Genomic DNA, 19,702 nt, shown 5'->3' with positions numbered 1-19,702 from the left:
TGCGTTACTTGATGCGGTAGTGGAAGGTATTGCGCACCGCCGGTACGGCCACGGCCTTGCCGTCAACGATCCTCGGCTGGTAGCGAAAGGTGTTCGCCGCCGCCAGTGAAGGCCGGATAAACAACGGGTGGCAGCCGTCCAGCACCTTGGGATTTTCCACGCGGCCTTGCGTGTTGACGCTGTACTCCAAGGTGCAGTCGCCCTCGATGTTCTTGTCCAGGGCGCGCTCGGGATAGTCCGGTGCCTCCTTGCTCAGGGGTTGGTATTGGCGGCTGTCGAAGGCCGGCGCCGGGGCTGGCGCGGGGGTGGCTGCCCGGGCTTTTTCAGCGGCCAGGCGTTGCTGATCGAGGCGTTGTTGTTCCAGCTCGCGGTGGCGTTGTTCGCTGGCCAGGCGTTCCTGCTGCTGCTCGATCTTCTTGTCTTCGACGCGTTTACGCGCCAAGGCGGCTTTCTCGAGTTTTTGCGCCTGGACCTGCGGGTCGACCGTGGGCTTTGCCGGCACCGGCACTGGTATCACCACCGGTTCCGGCGGTGCGGGGGCAGCCACCACCGGTTCAGGCTCGGGCGCTGGCGCCGGTGGCAGCATGACCAACTGCGTGTGCATCACCCGAGGGGCATCCACCACGGGCTTCTCCGTCGACCAGCCCAGCATCAACGCGGCCAGCACGCCGACGTGCAGGGCCACCGCCAGGCTGGCGGCGAGGCTGTTTCTCCAAAACCCGGAAGCCTCCCGGGGCGCCATCGTCAGGGTGGGACTGTGCATGATCATCGCCGTCATTGCGGGGCCTCGGTCACCAGCCCCAGGTTACTGACTCCACCCTTCTGCAACACCGCCATGGCCGCGACCACACGGCCGTAACCGGCGTTGTCGTCGGCGCGGATATAGACCTGGGTGTCGCTGCGCGCCGCCACCACCTGCATGACCTTGGCGCCCATTTCATCCAGGCTCACGGCGCTGTCGGTCTGGTGCTGGGTATCGAGTTCGCCGCCGAGGTTCCAGTAGTAGCCGCCGTCGGCCTTTACCGACAGCGTGAGGATCTGCTGGCGGGTGTCGGTGGCCAACGCCTCGGCGGCGACTTTGGGCAGGTCGATCTTCACGCCCTGGGTCAGCATCGGCGCGGTGACCATGAAGATCACCAGCAGCACCAGCATCACGTCGATATACGGCACCACGTTCATCTCGGCCTTGGGCCCGTGCTTGCGTTGCGGCCTGACTAACATGGGAGTTGCTCCTTTCAGGCGGCGACGGCCAGGTTGATCGACGTACCGCGCAGGGTGCGGTGCAGGCGTACCTGCAGCTCGTTGCCAAACGCGTAGTAACGGGTGAGCAGGGTCTGGCCGCGCGCCGCGAAGCGGTTATAGGCGATCACCGCCGGGATCGCCGCAAACAGGCCAATGGCCGTGGCGATCAAGGCTTCGGCGATGCCCGGCGCTACGGTGGACAACGTCGCCTGTTGCACCTGGGACAAGCCGATAAAGGAATTCATGATGCCCCACACCGTGCCGAACAGGCCGATGTACGGGCTGACCGAACCCACGGTCGCGAGAAATTGCAGGCCCTTTTCCAGTTCGATTTCCTGCTCGGTGATCGCCACCTGCAAGGCCCGCTCCACGCCTTCGAGCACCGCCGGGTCATGGCTGTGCAGGTGCTGGTATTCCTGGACCCCGGCGATAAAGATCGGCGCAATGCCGCCCTCGCCCGCCTGCTGGACCTCACGGGACAGTGCCTGCAGATCCGGCGCGGCGCGAAAGCGCTGCACAAACGTATTCAACTGCCGCTCCAGGCGGCGCAGCACACTGCCGCGCTGGATAATCAGGTACCAGCTGAGCAAGGACGCCAACAGCAAGGTGAGCATGACAGCCTTGACCAACAGGCTGGCGTCGCTGATCAAACCCCAGATCGTCATATGTTCCATCGTCGCGTGCATAGTGAATCTCCCATTCGATTAAAAAGTGATGACCGGTTGATGACGGTTCACGGCAATTTCAATGCGCGGGTGACCTCGGCCCAGGGCACGAACTTGAAGTTCTGGGTCTGCTCAGGCATGCGCTTGCGCCCGTCCTGCACCACCAGCATGCCTTGGCTCCATGGCCCGCCGAGGTTGATGGCGGTGACTTCCAGGCCATCGGTTTCCGACGCACCGTCGATACCGGCGGCGGCGTTCAAGCCGACGCGGAAGCCGCCGTGCACGGCAAACGGCGGTTCGGCATCCACCACCAGGTAGCTGTCATTACCTTGGCTGGAGATCACCAGGTAGTCATGTTTATCGCTTTGGTACAGCGCCAGGCCCTCGACATCCGCATGCAATTGCGCGCCGACCTTGATCACGCTGGTCAACGTCGCCGGTTGATCGGCGCGCGCATCCACCGCCCACACGCCGACGTCTTCCTCACCGATAAACAGGCGCTGGCGCTGGTCGTCGGCCACACAGCCTTCGGGTTGGCTGTCGACCTTGAACTGGCGCACCAGCTCGCCGTGTACACGGCCGTCCGGCGCACTGAGGCGGTATTGCAGGAAGGTGCCGTCCTTGCCGTTGGCAATCGCGTAGATCTCGCCGCTGGCGGGCTGGAACAGGCAGATGCCATAGATTTCCTTGAGCGGCGTGGGCACTTCACCGGCCTCACGCAGCTCGCCGCTCTGGCGGTCGATGCTGAACAGGCTCAGGCTGTTGTGATCACGATTGCTCGCCACCGCCAGGTCCACCGTTTGCGCGCCAAGCTTGAAGTTGGGGCGTACATCGACGTTATTCAGGCGGCCCACCGCCAGTTCCTGCAACAGCTTGCCGTCGAGGTCGTAGGCGAGCAGGCCCTGTTTCTTGTTGGTGCCAAGCACACGGCTGTTGGCCGGGGTTTGCGGGTGAATCCAGATCGCCGGGTCATCCGCCGCGTCGCCCTGGCGGCCGACCGGGTCGCTCTGGCGCAAGGCCGCGACTTCCGGCAACACCGGCACCGCCGCGACGGGCGTGGCCTGCCAGTCGAGCCTGGCCTGGTAGAGCGTGCCGCTGTCATCATCGCGCACCAGCAACTGGCGGCCATTGAGCGCCAATTGCTCCGGCTCTTTCAGACCCGGCAGGCCCAGGCTCGATTGCTCCACCCAGCGCTCGCCGGTGTGCTGGAACAGGTGTAACCGGGCGGTCTTCGGGTCCAGCGCAACCAGGCCACCGGGTACCAGCGCCATGGCCCCGGCTTCGCGCCTGGGAGTGTCGAACAGCGCCACCGGCGTGCGTTTCACCTCGGCTTCCGGGTGCGCCGGGTAGGCCCACCAGCCGACATTCTCTTCATTCACCAGCAACTGCTGGGTGGCATCGTCCACCTGGCAGAACTGCGCCGACGGCGGCAGCGGCAGACCCCGTACACGCTGCGGGTCGGTGAGCAGCGTCGAGCCGTTGCCCACCAGCCATTGCTCGCCCTTGCCCTCTTCGCCCACCAGGAACACAAACAGGTTGGCCGCTGCATCGCGGTACAGGCACAGGCCATTTACCGGGTAGTCGCGGGTCGGCAGGTACAGCGGTTTGCCCCAGCTTTTGCCGGCGCTGTCCAGGCTGATCAGCAACGCCTGCTGGCGCTCGTTGTCGAGGCTGGCGACCAGCACCTGGGCCCCTGCGGCGCGGGTGTCGAGGCTGCTGAAGTTACCCTTGAAACGCGCCAGCTCGGCGCCCTGGCTGTCGAGCAGTTGCAGGCCGTCGCGGGTGCTGGCGGCCAGGCGCTCGGTGGTGTTGGGCAGGAAGCCCACGGCTTCGGCCTTCAGGCTGGGTGCCCACGGGGTCAGCGCCAGGTCGGCGGCGAACGCATGGCCGCTGGTGACCAGGGCAATCAGCAGGTACAGCTTGGAAATTCTCATGGACAAGCAAATCCTTCAAAAACAATGGAGATCAAATGTGTTGAATTCAAAAATGGGTGAAGGTCAGGCCCACTTTGTAGGTGGGGCCGTACTCTTCGTATTGGCCGTTGTAGCTGCGGTGGCCGGTGTAGACGAAGTACGACTCATCGGTGAGGTTCTGGGCTTCGAAGCTGACTTGCAGGTTCTTGGTCAGCGAGTAGCGTGCGCTGAAGTCGACGAAGGTCTGCGCGTCGACGTGCAGGTCGTGGGCCTTGTCGTTGATCGAGGCCAGTTCATACAGGTAGGCCGACTTGTAGTTGGCCGACAGGCGCAGGCTGAGCTTGTCGTCCTCCCAGCCGAGCATCAGGTTGCCGACGGTGTCCGACTGGTTGGGCAGGCTGATGTTGCGCTTGCGATTCGTGCCGCTGGCGGCGTCGAAGCCTTCGATATCGGCGCTGGAGCGGCTGAAGGTGCTGTTGGCGCCGATCAGCAAACCGTTCCACGGTGCGGGCAGCCAGTCGAACTTCTGTGAGTAGGCCAGTTCCAGGCCGTAGAGCTTGGCGCTGTCGCCGTTGGCGTAGGTGTGGGCCTCGGAGAAATTGGTCCAGGCGCCGGTGCCGGCGAGGTCGGTGTTGTAGACGAAGTTCTTGATGTCCTTGTAGAACACGAATGCCGATACGGTCCCGGCGCGGCCCATGAAGTGCTCGATACCCAGGTCAAGGTTGCTCGATTCCAGGGGCTTGAGGTCCGGGTTGCCGAAGGTGGCTTCGTCATCGTCGATCACAAAACCCGGCGCCAGCTGGCCGAACGTCGGGCGCACCACCGACTTGGTCCAGGCTGCGCGCACCTGGGTGTTCTTGTCGATCTTGTAGCGCGCATGCAGGCCCGGCAACCAATGGTGATAGCGGCGCTTGGTCTCGGTGGGGGTGAACACGCCATCGGTGGCGCCGGTGCCCTTGGCTTCGAACTCGGTGCCCTCGTAGCGCAGGCCGGCGATAAAGCGCCAGTCATCGATGTCGAGGGTGTTCATCAGGTAGCCGGCGTTGATGTCCTCGCGGATGGTGAAGTCGTTGACCCGCGACTCGGTCTCGTCATAGAAATCCGCCGGGTTGAGGCTGCCGATCAGCTGCTTGATCGCACCGGGGCTGATGCCGGGGCCGTAGTTGCCCAGGCGATAGTCGACGCTGCCCTTCTGGAACCGGCTGAGGTTGAGTTGGTCGGCGCTGAAACCGAGGGTGTCGAAGTCTTCGTAGACCCAGGCTTCCAGGTCGTTGTCCTTGTTGCGGCGGCTGACCTTGCCACCGAACTTGACCTGGGACGCATAGCCGCTCAGGTCATAGTCGCGGGCCAGGTCCAGGCGCAGGTTTTTCTCGGTGTCCTGGGTGTTCTGTTTTTCCCAGTCGACCTTGTCGAGGCTGAAGTTGCTGGCGTCGTAGAAGCCGCTGCCGATGATCGGGCGGGGTTTGTCCTTGTCGTAGAAACCGCTGTTGGCAAAGTCGCCGCCGTCGAAGGTGGCGCCGGCGATATGCGCCGGGCTGTCTTCGCTGGATTGGCTGTAGCCGGCCTGGCCGCTTAAGGTCCACAGGCCGAGCATGCGTTCGCCGCCGAATACATAGGATTGGATTTCCTGGGTTTCCTCACGGTTTTTCAGCTTGCGCTTGCCCTCGGCATCCCCCAGTTGGCCCGGGGCCTGGGGGTCGGCAAACTCGATGCTGGTGGAGTTGCGGGTTTCGGTGTCGGTGTAGCGGCTGTAGAGGGTGCGCAGGTAGTAGCTGCTGAGGTCGTCGGGCTTGTAGTCGAAGTTCAGGCCACCGCCGGCACGCTCGCGGCTGATGTCGTAGTCGCGCTGTTCGAACTCGTTGAGCCGGGCGCCGTCGGTGAAGTCCCAGGCACCGCCGGTTTCGACGTTGTCCGAACCGAAGTCGCGTTTCTGCCAACTCAGCGCTGCGGCGACGCCGAAGTTGTCAATGCCGTCGCCGAGGCTGAAACGGTTACTGGCGGCGCCGGAGAATTTCGGGCTGGTCTGGCGGGTGTTCTTGTCGTAGCTGGCTTCGCTGCTGCCGGTGTAGAACAAACCTTTATGGTCGAAGGCCGAGAGGCTTTGCACATCGACGGTGCCGCCGAGGGAATTGGCGTCCATGTCCGGGGTGAGGGTCTTGATCACCGACAGCGACTGCACCAGTTCCGAGGGCAGCACATCGAGGGCCACGGCGCGGCGCGCGCTTTCCGGGGCGGGCACCAGGGTGCCGTTGATGGTCACGCTGTTGAGGTCCGGGCCCAGGCCGCGCACGCTGACAAAACGCCCTTCGCCCTGGTCGCGCTCCACACTGATGCCCGGCAGGCGCTGCGCCGCTTCGGCGACGTTCTGATCCGGCAACTGGGCCACGCCGTCGGCATGCACCACGCTCTTGATGCTGTCGGCGCTGCGTTGCTCCTTGAGCGCCTGGTCGATGGCGGCCGCCTGGCCGACCACCTCGACGTGCTCGGTGGCGCTCGCTTCGGCGGCGCTCAACCGTTCACTGGCCATCGCCAGGGCCAAGGCGGTAAGCGTAAAGCTGACGAGCCCGGTGCGCTTGTACATGCAATCCTCCCCAAGAATCCGTTGGCGCCAGGCAAGGGGCCCGGCAACTGGGAGGGCACGCTAGGGGTGGGGGATGACGGTTCTGTGACAGTAGGTCTGTGGCAGGCCCATAAACCGGGGGGTTTAGCCGATTTCCGGTTTGAAATGAGCTGAAATGACCTCAGTAGATCGAATGTGGGAGGGGGCTTGCTGTGGTGAGGGGCTTGTCCCCCGACGGGTTCACTGAGGATACGGGGGGCCTGCTTCGCAGACCAGCGCGGGGCAAGCCCGCTCACCACAGCTAGCCTGCTCACCACATCAAGCCTGCTCACCACAGCAAGCTCCTCCCACATTTTTTGATCGCCAGTGTGTTTGAGCTGAGCTGATTCGACCCTCCTCCACCGTCATCCAACGGTCACATCCATCTGCTGTGCTGGCGCCCACCACTCATTTGCCCAAGGACCTGCGGCCATGTTTTCCGTGCTCAAGCCCCACCGCTGGAAACTCTCGTTGCTGCTGATCGCGGCCAACCTCGGGCTGATCCTGCACCTGGCCTGCGGCGAGTTGAAAAGCGTCAGCGAATGGGTGTGGCTGGATATCTTCGGCGAAGGCGGTTCCGCCCTGCTCGCCCTGGTATGGCTGGGCCTGGTGCTCAAGAGCCGCCCCGCCGGGCGCGTCACCAATTACCTGGCGCTGGGCCTGTCGTGCATCTTTTTCTCCTGGTGGATCGACAGCCTCGACGAATTTATCCGCCTGCCCGACAGCATCACCTGGGACCATTGGCTCGAGTCCGGGCCGATGCCGGTGGGCATGATCCTGCTGACCATCGGCATCTACCACTGGCACCGCGAACAACTGGCGATCAGCGCACAGATGGAAAAGCGCGAGCGCTTGTTCCGTGAACATCGACTGTTCGACAAACTCACGCCGCTGGCCGGCGCCGACTACCTCAAGCGCCAGCTGGCCGACAGCCTGCAGGACAGCCGCGAGCAGCAACAACCGCTGTCGCTGCTGGCCCTGGACCTGGACAACTTCGCCGCCATCAACCAGGCCTACGGGCATGCCGAAGGCGACGCGGTGTTGCAGGCCCTCAGCCATTTGCTGCTGCTCAACCTGCGCCGCCAGGACCTGGTGTGCCGCCTGGCCGGCGACCGTTTTGTGGTGCTGCTGCCCAACACCGGCGAACGCCAGGCCAAGGAGCTGGCGCTGGAGTTGCAGCAAGCGGTGCGCGGCCTGGCCCACAAGACCCGGCAACAGGGCGAACGCCTGCAACTGGCGGCGACCACCGCCGTGGTCATGGCCCTTGAAGAACCGCCCCAGGATTTGCTCAAGCGCCTGAACCTGGCCTTGGCCAGGGCCAAGCAACCCCTTGCGAAAAGTGCCTGAGATGGCCGTCAAAACCAGCTGGTATGAAGCCGACAGCCGCTTCATTCCAGGGCATTACCAACCCGCCACGCTGATCGACCTGGCCTTGTCCCGGGACATCGACAGCCATCGCCTGCTGCGCGGCACCGGGCTGTTTCACGAGGACATCCTGGCCGGCACCGCGCACTTGAGCCCGCAGCAGTTTTTCGGCTTGATCGGCAACAGCCGCAAGTTACTGGACGCCGACGACAGCAGTTTCCTGTTTGGCCAGCGCCTGCTACCGGGCTATTACGGTGCCGCCAGCCACGCCCTTGGCCATGCGCAGAACCTGCACCAGGCCCTGGAGATCCTGATCCAGCAACAGGTGCTGCTCAGCCCGTTGGCCAGCCTGCAACTGGAGCTGGATGAGCACCACGCCTACCTGTACTGGCTGGACAGTTGCGGCGCCGGCGAGCACTGGCGTTTCCTGCTGGAAGCCAGCATGACCTCGCTGGTTGCCATGAGCCAATGGCTCAGCGGCGAGCGCCTGCCGTGGGCGTGCAGTTTCAGCCATGCCGAACCGCGTTATATCGAGCAGTACTGGGTGCACCTGGGCGAAGACACGCGCTTCGAGCGCCCGCTGGACATGATGACGATCCCGCGCGAATACCTCACCCGCACCTGGCCGGGCGCCTCGGCCACGGCCGGCCAGGTGGCGCGCCGCCAAGCCCGCGAGCAGATCGAGCAGCTGGGCTTTGCCGGCAGCTTTCTCGACTGCCTCTACGAGTACCTGCGCGACCAGGTGCGCCAGCCGCCCAGCCTGGAACAGGCGGCCCAGGCCTTCGCCATGAGCCCGGCGACCCTCAAGCGCAAGCTGCACAAGCACGACACCGGTTTTCAACAGCAGGTGGACCGGGTGCGCAAGCAGGTGGCGTTGCACCTTTACCAGGTCAAGGGCTACAGCAATGATGAGGTGGCGGCGTACCTGAATTTCAACGATGCGGCGAACTTCCGGCGCTCATTCAAGCGCTGGACCGGCAGCACGCCGAACCTGATCCGCCAGCTGTTCAACAGCCGCTAGCCAGGCGTTCGCGCAGAAACGCCACCAGCGCCTGCACCGGCCGTGAGCTTTGCCGGTGCTGGGGGTACACCGCCGACAGGGTCAGGGCTTCGGGGGCAAAATCATCGAGGAGCGTGACCAGCCGGCCGTCCTTCAACGCGTCGCCGACGATGAAGGTCGGCAGGTAGGTGACGCCCAGGCCGGCGACGGCGGTATCGCGCAGCAACTCGCCGTTATTCACGCGCATACGGCCGGTGACATTCAGTGCTTGCAGCTTGCCTTTGAAGCGCCATTGCACCTGGCGGCCATGGCCGTAGGGCAGGCAGTCGTGTTCGGCGAGGTCTTCGGGTTTAAGCGGCGTACCGCGCAGTGCCAGGTACTCGGGGCTGGCGCAATACACGCGCTCGATGCTGGCGATACGCCGAGCGATGAGGGTGGAATCTTCCAGGGTGCCGATGCGCAGCACCAGGTCGTAGCCCTCACCGATGAGGTCCACCGGGCGGTCGCTGAGGTCAACTTCCACCGACACCTGGGGATGGCGCTGCAGGAACAACGGCAACAGGCAACCCAGGTGCGCCATGGCGAACGACAACGGCGCACTCAGGCGAATGGTGCCGCGCGGTTCACTGTTCTGGCCGGCGATGCCCTGCTCCACTTGCTCGACCTCACCGAGCAGGCGCAAGGCGGACTCGTAGTAACTCTGGCCCAGGGGCGTGACATCCAGGCGGCGCGTGGAGCGGTTGAGCAGGCGCACGCCAAGGCGATCTTCCAGCTGGATCAGGCGGCGGCTGACGAATTGCTTGGACAGGCCCAATTGTTCGGCGGCGGCGGTGAAGCTGCCGGATTCCATGACCTGGCAGAACAGGCGCATGTCTTCGAAGGGGTTCATTGTCGCTTCTCGGTAGACGATGGGCTGTTTTATAACTGGATGGTCGCCACACCACAAATCAAATGTGGGAGGGGGCTTGCTGTGGTGAGCGGGCTTGTCCCGCGCTGGTCTGCGAAGCAGCCCCACCGGATTCCTCAGTGAACCCATCGGGGGACAAGCCCCCTCACCACAGCAAGCCCCCTCCCACAGGGGATTACCGACAGGCTTGAAAACCGGTTACTTGGCCGTAAACGCCGAGTAGCTGTTCATCAGGTTGCGGTAGTTGGGGATGCGCGGCGACAGCAGGTTGGCCAGGCCTTCCATGTCGTTGCGCCAGTCCACTTGCAGCTCGCAGGCCACGGCGAACCAGTTCACCAGTTGCGCACCGGCGGCGGTCATACGGGCCCAGGCGGCTTGTTGCACAGTTTCGTTGAAGGTGCCGGAGGCGTCGGTGACCACGAACACCTCGAAGCCTTCGTCGAGGGCGCACAGGGTCGGGAACGCTACGCACACGTCCGTCACCACACCGGCAATGATGATCTGCTTGCGGCCGGTGGCCTTGACCGCCTTGACGAAATCTTCGTTGTCCCAGGCGTTGATCTGGCCAGGACGGGCGATGTACGGCGCGTCCGGGAACAGTGCCTTGAGTTCCGGCACCAGTGGGCCGTTGGGACCGCCTTCAAAACTGGTGGTCAGGATGGTCGGCAGGTTGAAGAACTTCGCCACATCGGCCAGGGCCAGTACGTTGTTCTTGAATTCGTTGGGGGAGAAATCCTGCACCAGGGAGATCAGGCCGGTCTGGTGATCCACCAACAGCACCACGGCGTCATCTTTGTTCAAGCGCTTGTAAGTCATGGGTTAACTCCTTTGTGGGTTTAGGTATCAGAACGCAAAGCACGAGCAGCCAAACGCCCCCCAGAAACCCTGGAAGTCGCTGACCGGCACGCTGGAAAGGCGCGCCTTTTCGTGGCTGTGGGAATGCACGCCGCACGGGCCGCTGCATTGGTGTACTTGAGCCTGCACAGGCGAACTCGGGCGCCAGTGCCCCGGCACCTTGACCACCGGCGACCAGTCCGGCAGCACCGGTACGCGTGGCGGTGCAAAGTCTTCGAAGTCGCCGGCGCCGTAGACCACCTTGCCGCCAACCACGGTGAGCACCGATTCGATCCACTTGATGGCTTCTTCATCGACGCTGAAAAAGTCCGCCGACAGCGCCGCCACGTCCGCCAGTTGGCCGACCTTGATCTGGCCTTTCTTGCCCTGCTCGGACGAGAACCAGGCGCTGCCATGGGTGAACAGCTCCAGCGCGGTCAGGCGCGGCAGGCCTTCGGCGTGCAGCTCCAGGCCACCGACGGTGCGGCCGCTGACCATCCAGTACAGCGAAGTCCACGGGTTGTAGCTCGAGACTCGCGTGGCATCGGTGCCCGCCCCCACCGGCACGCCTTCGGCCAGCATGCGCTTGATCGGTGGCGTGGCTTCGGCGGCCTTAGCACCGTAGCGCTCGACAAAGTATTCGCCCTGGAACGCCATGCGGTCCTGGATCGCGATACCGCCACCGAGGGCGCGGACCCGCTCGATATTCTTCGGCGTGATGGTTTCGGCATGGTCGAAGAACCACGGCAAGCCATTGAACGGGATGTCGCGGTTGACCTTCTCGAACACGTCAAGCATGCGCGAGATGGACTCGTCATAGGTGGCATGCAGGCGGAACGGCCAGCGCTGCTCCACCAGGTGACGCACCACCGGTTCCAGCTCCTGCTCCATGGTCAGCGGCAGGTCGGGACGGGGTTCGAGGAAGTCTTCGAAGTCCGCCGCCGAGAACACCAGCATTTCACCGGCGCCGTTGTGGCGCAGGTAGTCATCGCCCTGGTGCAGGGTGACGCTGCCGGTCCAGTTCTTGAAGTCGCTGAGTTCTTCCTTGGGCTTCTGGGTGAACAGGTTGTAGGCGATGCGTACCGTCAGTTGCTCATCCTTGGCCAGTTGCTCGATCACCGCGTAGTCATCGGGGTAGTTCTGGAAACCACCGCCGGCATCGATGGCGCTGGTCAGGCCGAGACGATTGAGTTCACGCATGAACTGGCGGGTGGAGTTGACCTGGTATTCCAGCGGCAGTTTCGGGCCTTTGGCCAGGGTCGAGTAGAGGATCATCGCGTTGGGTCGCGCCACCAGCATGCCGGTGGGGTTGCCGTGGCTGTCGCGCACGATCTCGCCGCCCGGCGGGTTCGGCGTGTCCTTGGTGTAGCCGGCCACGCGCAAGGCGGCGCGGTTGAGCAAGGCACGGTCATACAGGTGCAGCACGAACACCGGGGTGTCCGGTGCGGCCTGGTTGAGTTCTTCCAGGGTCGGCATGCGTTTTTCGGCGAACTGGAATTCGTTCCAGCCACCGACCACCCGCACCCATTGCGGCGTCGGGGTACGGTCGGCCTGCTCCTTGAGCATGCGCAGGGCATCGGCCAGGGACGGCACGCCTTCCCAGCGCAGCTCGAGGTTGTAGTTCAGCCCGCCACGGATCAGGTGCAGGTGCGAGTCATTGAGACCGGGGATCACGGTGCGGCCCTTGAGGTCGATGACCTGGGTGCCGCTGCCACGCAGGGCCATGGCCTCGCCATCGGTGCCGACGGCAACGAAGCGCCCCTCGCGGATGGCAACGGCGGTTGCCCGCGGGTTTTCCCGGTCCACGGTGTGGAACTGGCCATTGAACAGAATCAGATCGGCGTTCATAGGGTTTCCTTTACAGAGGCTTCAAGCCAGGGAGCGAACAGGCGGGTGGCGGCCGGCATCAGCAGGTAGACCACCAGCAGGACGATGGTCACGGTGACCAGGAAGGTCGCGACCACGTAGTTGGAGAGGAACGGGTGCAGGCCGAGGATCGGGGCCCACACGATCGGCACCAGCAGGGTCAGCGGCAGGATCACGCACAGGGTCACCACCGCCTGCTTCCAGCGCGGCGGCTTGGCGGCGCTGTCGGCCAGGGGCGTGAACCAGAACTCGTTGAGCGCACCGATTTCGGTCTTGTCGCCGTCGGCCAGCATCGGCGTGGCTTCGGCGATCAGGGTGTTGCGCTCGGGGGAATTGAGCCAGGTTTCCAGGTCGTCGGTGGAGCGGTAGCGCAATACGCAGGTGAACAGCGTCAGGCCGTTCTGTTTGCTGCGCACCACATCCACACCGAGGTGGCCGGGACGCTCGCCGGCGATGCGCACGGTGCGGCGGAGCCAGGCTTCGTAGTCGGCTTCGCGGCCGGCCTTGATCAGGTGTTTGACGACCAGGGTGACGACTTCGTCGGGCCCTGTCTGTGGTGCTGGGTCCATGGGATGCCCCTCTGCCTTGAAATATCAGCGATGAGGGGAGTTTGCCGAGGACAGCGTCAGGAAAATTGCATGTACGTGCTGTTTAAGGGGGAGCGCTGGAAAGGGCTCACCAGCCTTCTTTCAACATGCGCAACTCCAGGTGCTGCAACAGCATGATGGTCTTGCCGTCGGCGATCTCGCCGCTCTGCACCATGGCCAGTGCCTGCTCGAAACCCAGCTCCAGCACCTCGATGTCCTCGCCCTCCTCTTCCAGGCCGCCGCCATGGCCGACCCGGTCCCCCGGCTGGTACTCGCCGAGAAAAAAGTGAATCCGCTCAGTGACCGACCCCGGGCTCATGAACGCCGCATAGATCTTCTCTACATGGCCGACGCGGTAGCCGGTCTCTTCCTCGGCCTCCAGGCGAATGCGCTCTTCGGGGCTGGCGTTGTCCAGCAGCCCCGCCGCCGCTTCAATCAGATAGCCGTGGTAGTCATTGACGAAGGTGGGCATGCGGAACTGGCGAATCAGCAACACCGTGCGTTGCTCGCGGTTGTACAGCAGGATGGTCGCGCCATTGCCGCGGTCATACACCTCGCGGGTCTGGGCTTGCCAACTGCCGTCGCGGCGACGCAGGTCGAAGCTGTATTTTTTCAGCAGGTACCAGTTGTCCGAGAGGGTCTCTTCGGCGGTGATGCGAACGGGGCTGTTGTCCATGGTCAGGCCTTTGCTCAAAAGAGCACGAGCATGTCGCGCCGACATCAATGGCGTCAAATGCTGTAACACTTTGCAAGCAATCCCCCTGCGCGGCCGTCGAATTTATACCTGCCTGTGCAGGCCATCTGGTAAAACCCCAGCTTCACCTTTGCCCAGGAATCTCCATGCCCTCTCGTTTTCTATCGCGCCTGAGCCTGCGCTGGTTTCCCCTGCTGTGCATGGCACTGTTGATCGTCGGCCTGCCCGTGGGCTGCGCGGTGCTGCAACACAAGGAGCGCGAGCTGGTGTTTCGCATCGAACCCGGCACCGCCAGTTGGTACAGCGGCTTGCCCAAGGCGGTGCAGGAATTCGAGCTCAAGCCCGCCAGTTTCAAATCGGGGCAGAACATTCATGGCTGGTGGTACCCGGCAGCCAACAAGGACGCACCGGCGATCCTCTACCTGCATGGCGTACGCTGGAACCTCACCGGGCAGCTGTTTCGCATCGAGCAGTTGCACGCCCTGGGTTACTCGGTGCTGGCCATCGACTATCGCGGTTTTGGCCAGAGCCACGGCGAGCTGCCCTCGGAAACCACGGTCTACGAAGACGCGCGCATCGCCTGGGAACGCTTCCAGGTGCTGCAGCCGGACCCCGGCAAGCGCCTGATCTACGGGCACTCCCTCGGCGGCGCGGTAGCCATCGACCTGGCCGCCGAACTGGGCAAGCAAACGCCACTGCCGGTACGTGGGCTGGTGATCGAGTCCACCTTCACCTCCCTGGCCGATGTGGCCACGGCGGTGGCCAACACCTCGCTGCCGGTGCGTTGGTTGCTGTCGCAGAAGTTCGACTCCATCGACAAGATCGCCGATATCCATATGCCATTGCTGGTGGTGCATGGCCTGGATGATCGCTATGTGCCGCCCCGTTTCAGCGAGCAACTATTTGAAGCGGCCCGGCAACCCAAGCGCCTCTTGTTGGTGCCGGGTGCCAGCCACAACAACAGCATGAGCCTGGCCGGTCGCAGCTATCGCCAGGCACTCGACAACCTGATGCAAGCGAAGATGCCCGCCCAGGTTGTCACCCACACAACCGGCCGTGACAACGAGTCATAAATCCGTTTTTCGGCACTGGGTTCGCGCTGGGCTGTCAAGCGCAAACCCTGCCCATACTGGCCCTCGCCGGCAGTTGATCAAATATTAACCTTTGGTTAAATCGCCAACCCTGCCGGGCGTTCGCAAAGTTATCCACAGAGATACCCACGGTTTTCGTGGACAACTCTTTTTATTTTTTTACGATTTTTTTGCTGATTAAACGGTTTCTGGAAATGTACCCGGCAGCAGAATCTTGCGATTCACATCGCGTATATCGTTATAGCCACACAGCGCCATCGACACGTCCAATTCACGGGCGATGATCTCGAGTGCCTTGGTCACCCCTGCTTCGCCCATCGCGCCCAGACCATACAAATGCGGGCGACCGATCATGGTGCCCTTGGCGCCGAGTGCCATCGCCTTGAGCACGTCCTGGCCGGAGCGAATGCCGCCATCGAGCCACACCTCAATGCGTTCGCCCACCGCGTCGACAATCGCCGGCAACTGGCTGATGCTCGACGGCGCACCATCCAACTGGCGGCCACCATGGTTGCTCACCACCAGTGCATCGGCACCGGAATTGGCGGCCAGGCGCGCGTCTTCCACATCGAGGATGCCCTTGATGATCAGCTTGCCGCCCCAGCACTGCTTGATCCATTCCACATCGTCCCAGCTCAGGCGCGGGTCGAATTGCTGGGCGGTCCACGACGACAGCGACCGCATGTCCGCGACGCCCTTCACATGCCCGACGATATTGCCGAAGCCACGCCGCCGGGTACCGAGCATGCCCATCACCCAGCGCGGCCTGGTGGCCATGTTGAGGAGGTTCGGCAAGGTCAACCTGGGCGGTGCCGACAAGCCGTTGATCAAATCCTTGTGACGCTGCCCGAGGATCTGCAGGTCCAGGGTCAGCACCAGTGCGTCCACGCCGGCCGCCTTGGCACGTTCGATCAATTGCTCGACAAAGCCACGGTCGCGCATCACATACAGCTGGAACCAGAACGGCTTGCCGACCTGTTCGGCGATGTCCTCCAACGAGCAGATACTCATGGTCGACAAGGTATAGCGCAGGCCAAACGCGGCGGCGGCCCGGGCGGTAAGAATCTCGCCATCGGCATGCTGCATGCCCGCCAGACCGGTGGGGGCCAAGGCAACGGGCATGGCCATGTCCTGGCCGAGCATGGTGGCGCGGATCGAACGTTCATCGATATTGCGCGCCACGCGCTGGCGGAATTTGATCCGGGCAAAATCGCTTTCATTGGCGCGGTAGGTGCTTTCAGTCCAGGACCCGGAATCGGCGTAATCGTAGAACATCCGTGGCACCCGCTTTTGCGCCAGCTTGCGTAAATCTTCGATGGTTGTAATCAACGACATCTAGGTCACCTCTCCCTGAACTGAGCGCAGAGAGTAACCGCCCCACGGGTGGGCAACCAGCCATTGCGTTTATATCGACTGCAGATTAATCTCGCACAAACCCGCAAAAAAGCGCACAAACATGCACAACACCCATCACGCCATCGACCTGCCTTCCCTGCGCAAACAAAAGATCCTGTTACTGCTGGAACGCGACGGCAAAGTCACTGCCTCGGAGTTGGTGGAGCACTTCGCCGTGTCCCAGGACACCATCCGCCGCGACCTCGGCGAACTCGCCGCCGCCGGCCTGTTGCAGCGCGTGCACGGTGGCGCCCTGCCCCGGCCCAAGGACACCGGCAAGGACTTCTTCACCCGCGTCGGTGAGACCAATGAAGCCAAGCGTCAACTCGCGCAACTCGCCGCCGACCAGGTGCAAGACGGCCAGATCGTGCTGTTCGATTCCGGCTCCACCACCTTGCAGATCGCCCAGTCGTTACCGCACTCGATCCGCCTCACGGTGGTCACGCCATCACCGATGATCGCCATCGCCCTGGCCGACCACCGCGATGTAAAAGTGATACTTGCCGGCGGCCAACTCAACCCGGCCACCTTGTCCACCAGCGGTCACGAGGCGGTGCGCCTGATCCAGGGCATCAAGGCCGACCTGCTGTTTACCGGGGTGTGCGCACTGCATCCGCAAGTGGGCATCAGCTCGCTGCATTTTGATGAAGTCGCGGTCAAACAGGCCCTGCTCGACAGCGCCTCCCATGTGGTGGCGGTGACCACGGCCGACAAACTGGGTGCGGTGGAACCGTTTGTGGTGGCGCCGTGCAACCGTATCCACACGTTGATCACCGAGTGGCATGTGCCGAGTGTGGAGGCGTATGAGCAGTTAGGGTTGGAGGTGTTGCGGGTCGAGGTCGAGTAGGTACAGGGCATCAAATGGCGGCGTGGCTGGCAGGCTCTGTTGTGGCCAGCAGGCTTATTGTGGTGGGCAAGCTTTTTTATGGTGAGCGGGCTTGCTGTGGTGAGCAGGCTTTTTGTGGTGAGCGGGCTTGCTGTGGTGAGCGGGCTTGCCCCGCGCTGGGGCGCGTAGCGGCCCCTCATAAGGCCACCGCCATTATCCTGCCTGCCTGAACGCGATGACTGGTTTTAGGGCCGCTTCGCAGCCCAGCGCGGGGCAAGCCCGCTCACCACAAAAAGCCTGCTCACTACAAAAAAAGCTTGCTCACCACAACAAGCTCACTAGCCACAACAAGCCCGCTCACCACGACAGCACCTTGGCCGCATCGCGCATGAAAATCTCGATGGTCTTGGGCCCCACGCCGTCAAATTCACCCAGGCGCTGTTCGAACGCCTGGCGGTTTTCGCTGGCACTGCGGATATGGCTGATCTTGCCGGCGTATTCGGCGTTCAGCTTGGCACTCAGGTCCAGCAGGCGCTGTGCGGTGCTTTCGTCGTACCGCACGTAGTGGGCACGCCCCAACATCGCCACCAATTCCTTGGAGGTGCAATGTTGCAGCTTGCGCGCCGTATCGCGCCCCTCTTCTTCAACGATCACCTTGTAGGCCTGGGCGGCAATCGGTGCCTGGATGCGCTTGCCCATCAGGAAGCTGGCGACAAGCCACTTGAACAGGCTGGCGTCATCCCCAGGCTTGAGATCGATGCCCAGTTCAGCCGCTGAAATAGCCTTGGCCATGCTCAGTGCCCCAGCTTGCGCTCGGCATCATCCGCCCGTTCGTTGATGGCGTCGGCCTGGCGTTCGGTGTCCTTGATCGAGGTGGCGGTCACAGTGAAATCTCCTGGCAGTTGAAGGCCCGCGAAAGCGCCGGGCACTTATGCAGCAGAGGCCGGTGAGTTTCGATAGTTCAAGGAAATTGCCCGCACCAACCGCCCACGAAAAAAGCGCAAATTAATTTAAACCTTTGCCGCCCGGACTCGATCCACTCTCCCATATCGCCGCTTCAATCATCCCCCCTCAGGAGACACTCGATCATGAGCTCACACCTTAACGGCAAGAAGATTCTGGTCATCACCTCCAACACCGGCATCGAGCGCGACGAACTGCTCAAGCCCCTGGAAGCACTGCGCGGCCATGGCGCCACGGTGACCCACGCGTCCAGCAAAGGCGGCTCCACCCAGACCTTTGTCGGCGACACCGAGAAGGACAAAACCGTGGAATCCGACGTGCAGCTGTCGGACGTGGCCAGCAGCGACTTTGACGCCCTTGTAATCCCTGGCGGTACCGTCAATGCCGATACCCTGCGCCAGGACGCGGCGGCGCTGCGCCTGATCAAGGACTTTGCCCAAGCCGGTAAAACCATCGCGGCGATCTGTCACGGCCCATGGACGCTGATCGACGCCGGCGTAATCAAGGGCAAGACCCTGACCTCTTACAAAAGCGTGCGCATCGACCTGGAAAACGCTGGCGCGGCCGGGTGGGTCGATACCGCAGTCAAGCAATGCCAGGCCAATGGCTGGACCTTGATCACCTCGCGTACACCGGACGATCTGCCTGCTTTCAACGAGGCGATTGCCCAGGCTGTCGCTGGTTGAACCGCCAACGTTGAACGCAAAACAGGCGCCTTTCGGCGCCTGTTTTGCGTTACCCCTGCCACTCAGCTTTTACGCTGTTCCGGCATCTCCCGCTTGGGTCCGAACATGGCCCATGCAATCAAGCCCACCAGCGGTACGAAGATCAGGATCACCAGCCATAAGCCCTTGGTCTCCCAGCCACTGGTGCTGCGCAATACGATATTGATCGCCCACAATTCCAACAGCAGCAGAATCACCGCCAACGCAATCCAGATATATTGAATTTCCATGCTTCACCTCCTAGGTCGTATGCGTTAGTTCAAGCATCGGCCGCGAGGGTTCATTTAAATTTTCCTGGGTGGTGGAATGCAACGTGGTCCCAGGCCGACCATGCAACCTGCACGACAGGCGCTCTCTGCAATCCTCTTCAACCAATTGAATTGAAAGGCCAATTTAAAAACACTCAAGTTGGTACGCCTGATGCACCACTGCACGGGACGAGGCGTGCATATCGACGCGCCCTGAGTTTCCCGTGAGGTGTCACCGATGAATGCCATTGACCTGCTCAAAGCCGACCACGAACGCGTAAAGGCCCTGTTGACTCAATTGAGTGAGTCCACCGAACGCGGGGTGAAAAAGCGCACCGAGCTGCTGGCCAAGCTGGAAGCGGAAATCAGCCTGCACACCAGGCTGGAAGAAGAAATCCTCTACCCGGCGTTCAGAAAGGCCGGCGGCAAGGAACAGGACATCATGTACCACGAGGCCAAGGAAGAGCACCGCACCGTTGACGCCCTGGTGCTGCCCGACCTGAAGCAGACCGAACCTTCGACCACCGAGTTTTCCGGCCGCGTCAAAGTGGTCAAGGAACTGCTCGAGCACCATATCGAAGAAGAGGAAACCGAGATGTTCCCCCAGGCCAAAAAGCTGCTGGGCAAGGCATTGCTTGAAGAGTTGGGCGCCGAAATGGAAGCCATGAAAGCGGCGCATAAAAAGTCGCAATCGAGCAAGCCGATGGCGGCTTGATCGAGGCAGGACCGGAGCCTGGAATTCATCCAGGCTCCTGATACATCCACACGATAGGGGATAGCGT

The 19,702-nt window shown here is 62.7% G+C and carries 19 protein-coding genes; 6 read left to right on the top strand and 13 right to left on the bottom strand.

Translation table 11 applies throughout. From position 1 onward, the window contains the following. Window positions 1-4 precede the first annotated feature (4 nt). Genes C8K58_RS01650 through C8K58_RS01630 form a run of 5 tightly spaced genes read right to left on the bottom strand, consistent with a single transcriptional unit; the run spans window position 5 to window position 6,401 of the window. A complete protein-coding gene (locus C8K58_RS01650) occupies window positions 5-778 on the bottom strand; it encodes an energy transducer TonB (RefSeq protein ID WP_108572793.1) in 774 nt (257 codons plus the stop codon). Then, on the bottom strand, window positions 775-1,221 hold the full coding sequence (tolR, locus tag C8K58_RS01645; RefSeq protein ID WP_027607142.1) for a protein TolR: 447 nt from the start codon (window positions 1,219-1,221) through the stop codon (window positions 775-777). Before tolR ends, C8K58_RS01650 begins: the two co-directional genes overlap by 4 nt. A gap of 14 nt (window positions 1,222-1,235) precedes the next feature. Continuing rightward, a complete protein-coding gene (tolQ, locus tag C8K58_RS01640) occupies window positions 1,236-1,928 on the bottom strand; it encodes a protein TolQ (RefSeq protein WP_092357273.1) in 693 nt (230 codons plus the stop codon). A gap of 47 nt (window positions 1,929-1,975) precedes the next feature. Further along, window positions 1,976-3,841, bottom strand: a complete 1,866-nt coding sequence (locus C8K58_RS01635; RefSeq protein ID WP_092357275.1) for a phytase — start codon at window positions 3,839-3,841, stop codon at window positions 1,976-1,978. Window positions 3,842-3,887: 46 nt separating this feature from the next. Next, window positions 3,888-6,401 (bottom strand): TonB-dependent receptor, encoded by a 2,514-nt coding sequence (locus tag C8K58_RS01630; protein WP_092357277.1) that lies wholly within the window; start codon window positions 6,399-6,401, stop codon window positions 3,888-3,890. A gap of 450 nt (window positions 6,402-6,851) precedes the next feature. Here C8K58_RS01630 and C8K58_RS01625 point away from each other — a divergent pair, with 450 nt between their 5' ends. Together C8K58_RS01625 and C8K58_RS01620 are read left to right on the top strand one after the other, a co-directional pair. Continuing rightward, entirely contained in the window at window positions 6,852-7,766 is a 915-nt protein-coding gene (locus C8K58_RS01625; protein WP_065941920.1) for a GGDEF domain-containing protein, read from the top strand. Between the two features lies 1 nt (window position 7,767). Further along, a complete protein-coding gene (locus C8K58_RS01620; RefSeq protein ID WP_027607147.1) occupies window positions 7,768-8,805 on the top strand; it encodes an AraC family transcriptional regulator in 1,038 nt (345 codons plus the stop codon). Here the strand turns inward: C8K58_RS01620 and C8K58_RS01615 are convergent. The 5 genes from C8K58_RS01615 to C8K58_RS01595 all read right to left on the bottom strand — a co-directional run bounded on the left by C8K58_RS01615 (window position 8,792) and on the right by C8K58_RS01595 (window position 13,654). Next, window positions 8,792-9,673: a LysR family transcriptional regulator gene (locus C8K58_RS01615; protein ID WP_092357279.1), complete on the bottom strand. Its 882-nt coding sequence runs from the start codon at window positions 9,671-9,673 to the stop codon at window positions 8,792-8,794. The two genes, C8K58_RS01620 and C8K58_RS01615, sit on opposite strands and share 14 nt — an antisense overlap. Window positions 9,674-9,889: 216 nt before the next feature. Continuing rightward, complete coding sequence (ycaC, locus tag C8K58_RS01610; RefSeq protein ID WP_027607149.1) at window positions 9,890-10,507, bottom strand: isochorismate family cysteine hydrolase YcaC; 618 nt, start codon at window positions 10,505-10,507, stop codon at window positions 9,890-9,892. A gap of 27 nt (window positions 10,508-10,534) precedes the next feature. Then, window positions 10,535-12,373: an amidohydrolase gene (locus tag C8K58_RS01605; protein ID WP_027607150.1), complete on the bottom strand. Its 1,839-nt coding sequence runs from the start codon at window positions 12,371-12,373 to the stop codon at window positions 10,535-10,537. Continuing rightward, complete coding sequence (locus tag C8K58_RS01600; RefSeq protein WP_027607151.1) at window positions 12,370-12,960, bottom strand: antibiotic biosynthesis monooxygenase; 591 nt, start codon at window positions 12,958-12,960, stop codon at window positions 12,370-12,372. The genes C8K58_RS01605 and C8K58_RS01600 overlap by 4 nt, the downstream gene beginning before the upstream one ends. Window positions 12,961-13,066: 106 nt before the next feature. Beyond that, a complete protein-coding gene (locus C8K58_RS01595) occupies window positions 13,067-13,654 on the bottom strand; it encodes an NUDIX domain-containing protein (RefSeq protein WP_027607152.1) in 588 nt (195 codons plus the stop codon). A 164-nt stretch (window positions 13,655-13,818) separates the two neighbouring features. On the opposite strand from C8K58_RS01595, the gene C8K58_RS01590 reads away from it, so the two are divergent. Beyond that, the gene (locus tag C8K58_RS01590; RefSeq protein ID WP_027607153.1) at window positions 13,819-14,745 is read left to right on the top strand and encodes an alpha/beta hydrolase; all 927 of its coding nucleotides are present in this window, start codon (window positions 13,819-13,821) and stop codon (window positions 14,743-14,745) included. Window positions 14,746-14,940: 195 nt separating this feature from the next. Here C8K58_RS01590 and C8K58_RS01585 read toward each other — a convergent pair whose 3' ends face one another. Next, window positions 14,941-16,098: an alpha-hydroxy acid oxidase gene (locus tag C8K58_RS01585; RefSeq protein ID WP_027607154.1), complete on the bottom strand. Its 1,158-nt coding sequence runs from the start codon at window positions 16,096-16,098 to the stop codon at window positions 14,941-14,943. A 121-nt stretch (window positions 16,099-16,219) separates the two neighbouring features. On the opposite strand from C8K58_RS01585, the gene C8K58_RS01580 reads away from it, so the two are divergent. Beyond that, window positions 16,220-17,005: a DeoR/GlpR family DNA-binding transcription regulator gene (locus C8K58_RS01580; protein WP_027607155.1), complete on the top strand. Its 786-nt coding sequence runs from the start codon at window positions 16,220-16,222 to the stop codon at window positions 17,003-17,005. Between the two features lie 336 nt (window positions 17,006-17,341). Here the strand turns inward: C8K58_RS01580 and C8K58_RS01575 are convergent, their stop codons facing one another. Continuing rightward, a complete protein-coding gene (locus tag C8K58_RS01575) occupies window positions 17,342-17,776 on the bottom strand; it encodes a hypothetical protein (RefSeq protein WP_027607156.1) in 435 nt (144 codons plus the stop codon). A gap of 296 nt (window positions 17,777-18,072) precedes the next feature. On the opposite strand from C8K58_RS01575, the gene C8K58_RS01570 reads away from it, so the two are divergent. Next, window positions 18,073-18,633 carry a type 1 glutamine amidotransferase domain-containing protein gene (locus C8K58_RS01570; protein WP_027607157.1) on the top strand — a complete coding sequence of 187 codons (561 nt, stop codon included), beginning with the start codon at window positions 18,073-18,075 and terminating at the stop codon, window positions 18,631-18,633. A gap of 62 nt (window positions 18,634-18,695) precedes the next feature. Here C8K58_RS01570 and C8K58_RS01565 read toward each other — a convergent pair whose 3' ends face one another. After that, window positions 18,696-18,902 carry a PLD nuclease N-terminal domain-containing protein gene (locus tag C8K58_RS01565; protein WP_027607158.1) on the bottom strand — a complete coding sequence of 69 codons (207 nt, stop codon included), beginning with the start codon at window positions 18,900-18,902 and terminating at the stop codon, window positions 18,696-18,698. Between the two features lie 256 nt (window positions 18,903-19,158). On the opposite strand from C8K58_RS01565, the gene C8K58_RS01560 reads away from it, so the two are divergent. Next, entirely contained in the window at window positions 19,159-19,635 is a 477-nt protein-coding gene (locus C8K58_RS01560) for a hemerythrin domain-containing protein (RefSeq protein ID WP_027607159.1), read from the top strand. Window positions 19,636-19,702: the final 67 nt, after the last annotated feature.

Source organism: Pseudomonas sp. GV047 (assembly GCF_003058245.1).
GTDB lineage: Bacteria > Pseudomonadota > Gammaproteobacteria > Pseudomonadales > Pseudomonadaceae > Aquipseudomonas > Aquipseudomonas marginalis.
Note: the sequence above shows the minus strand (reverse complement) of the source record. Positions and strands in the feature narration are given on the sequence as shown.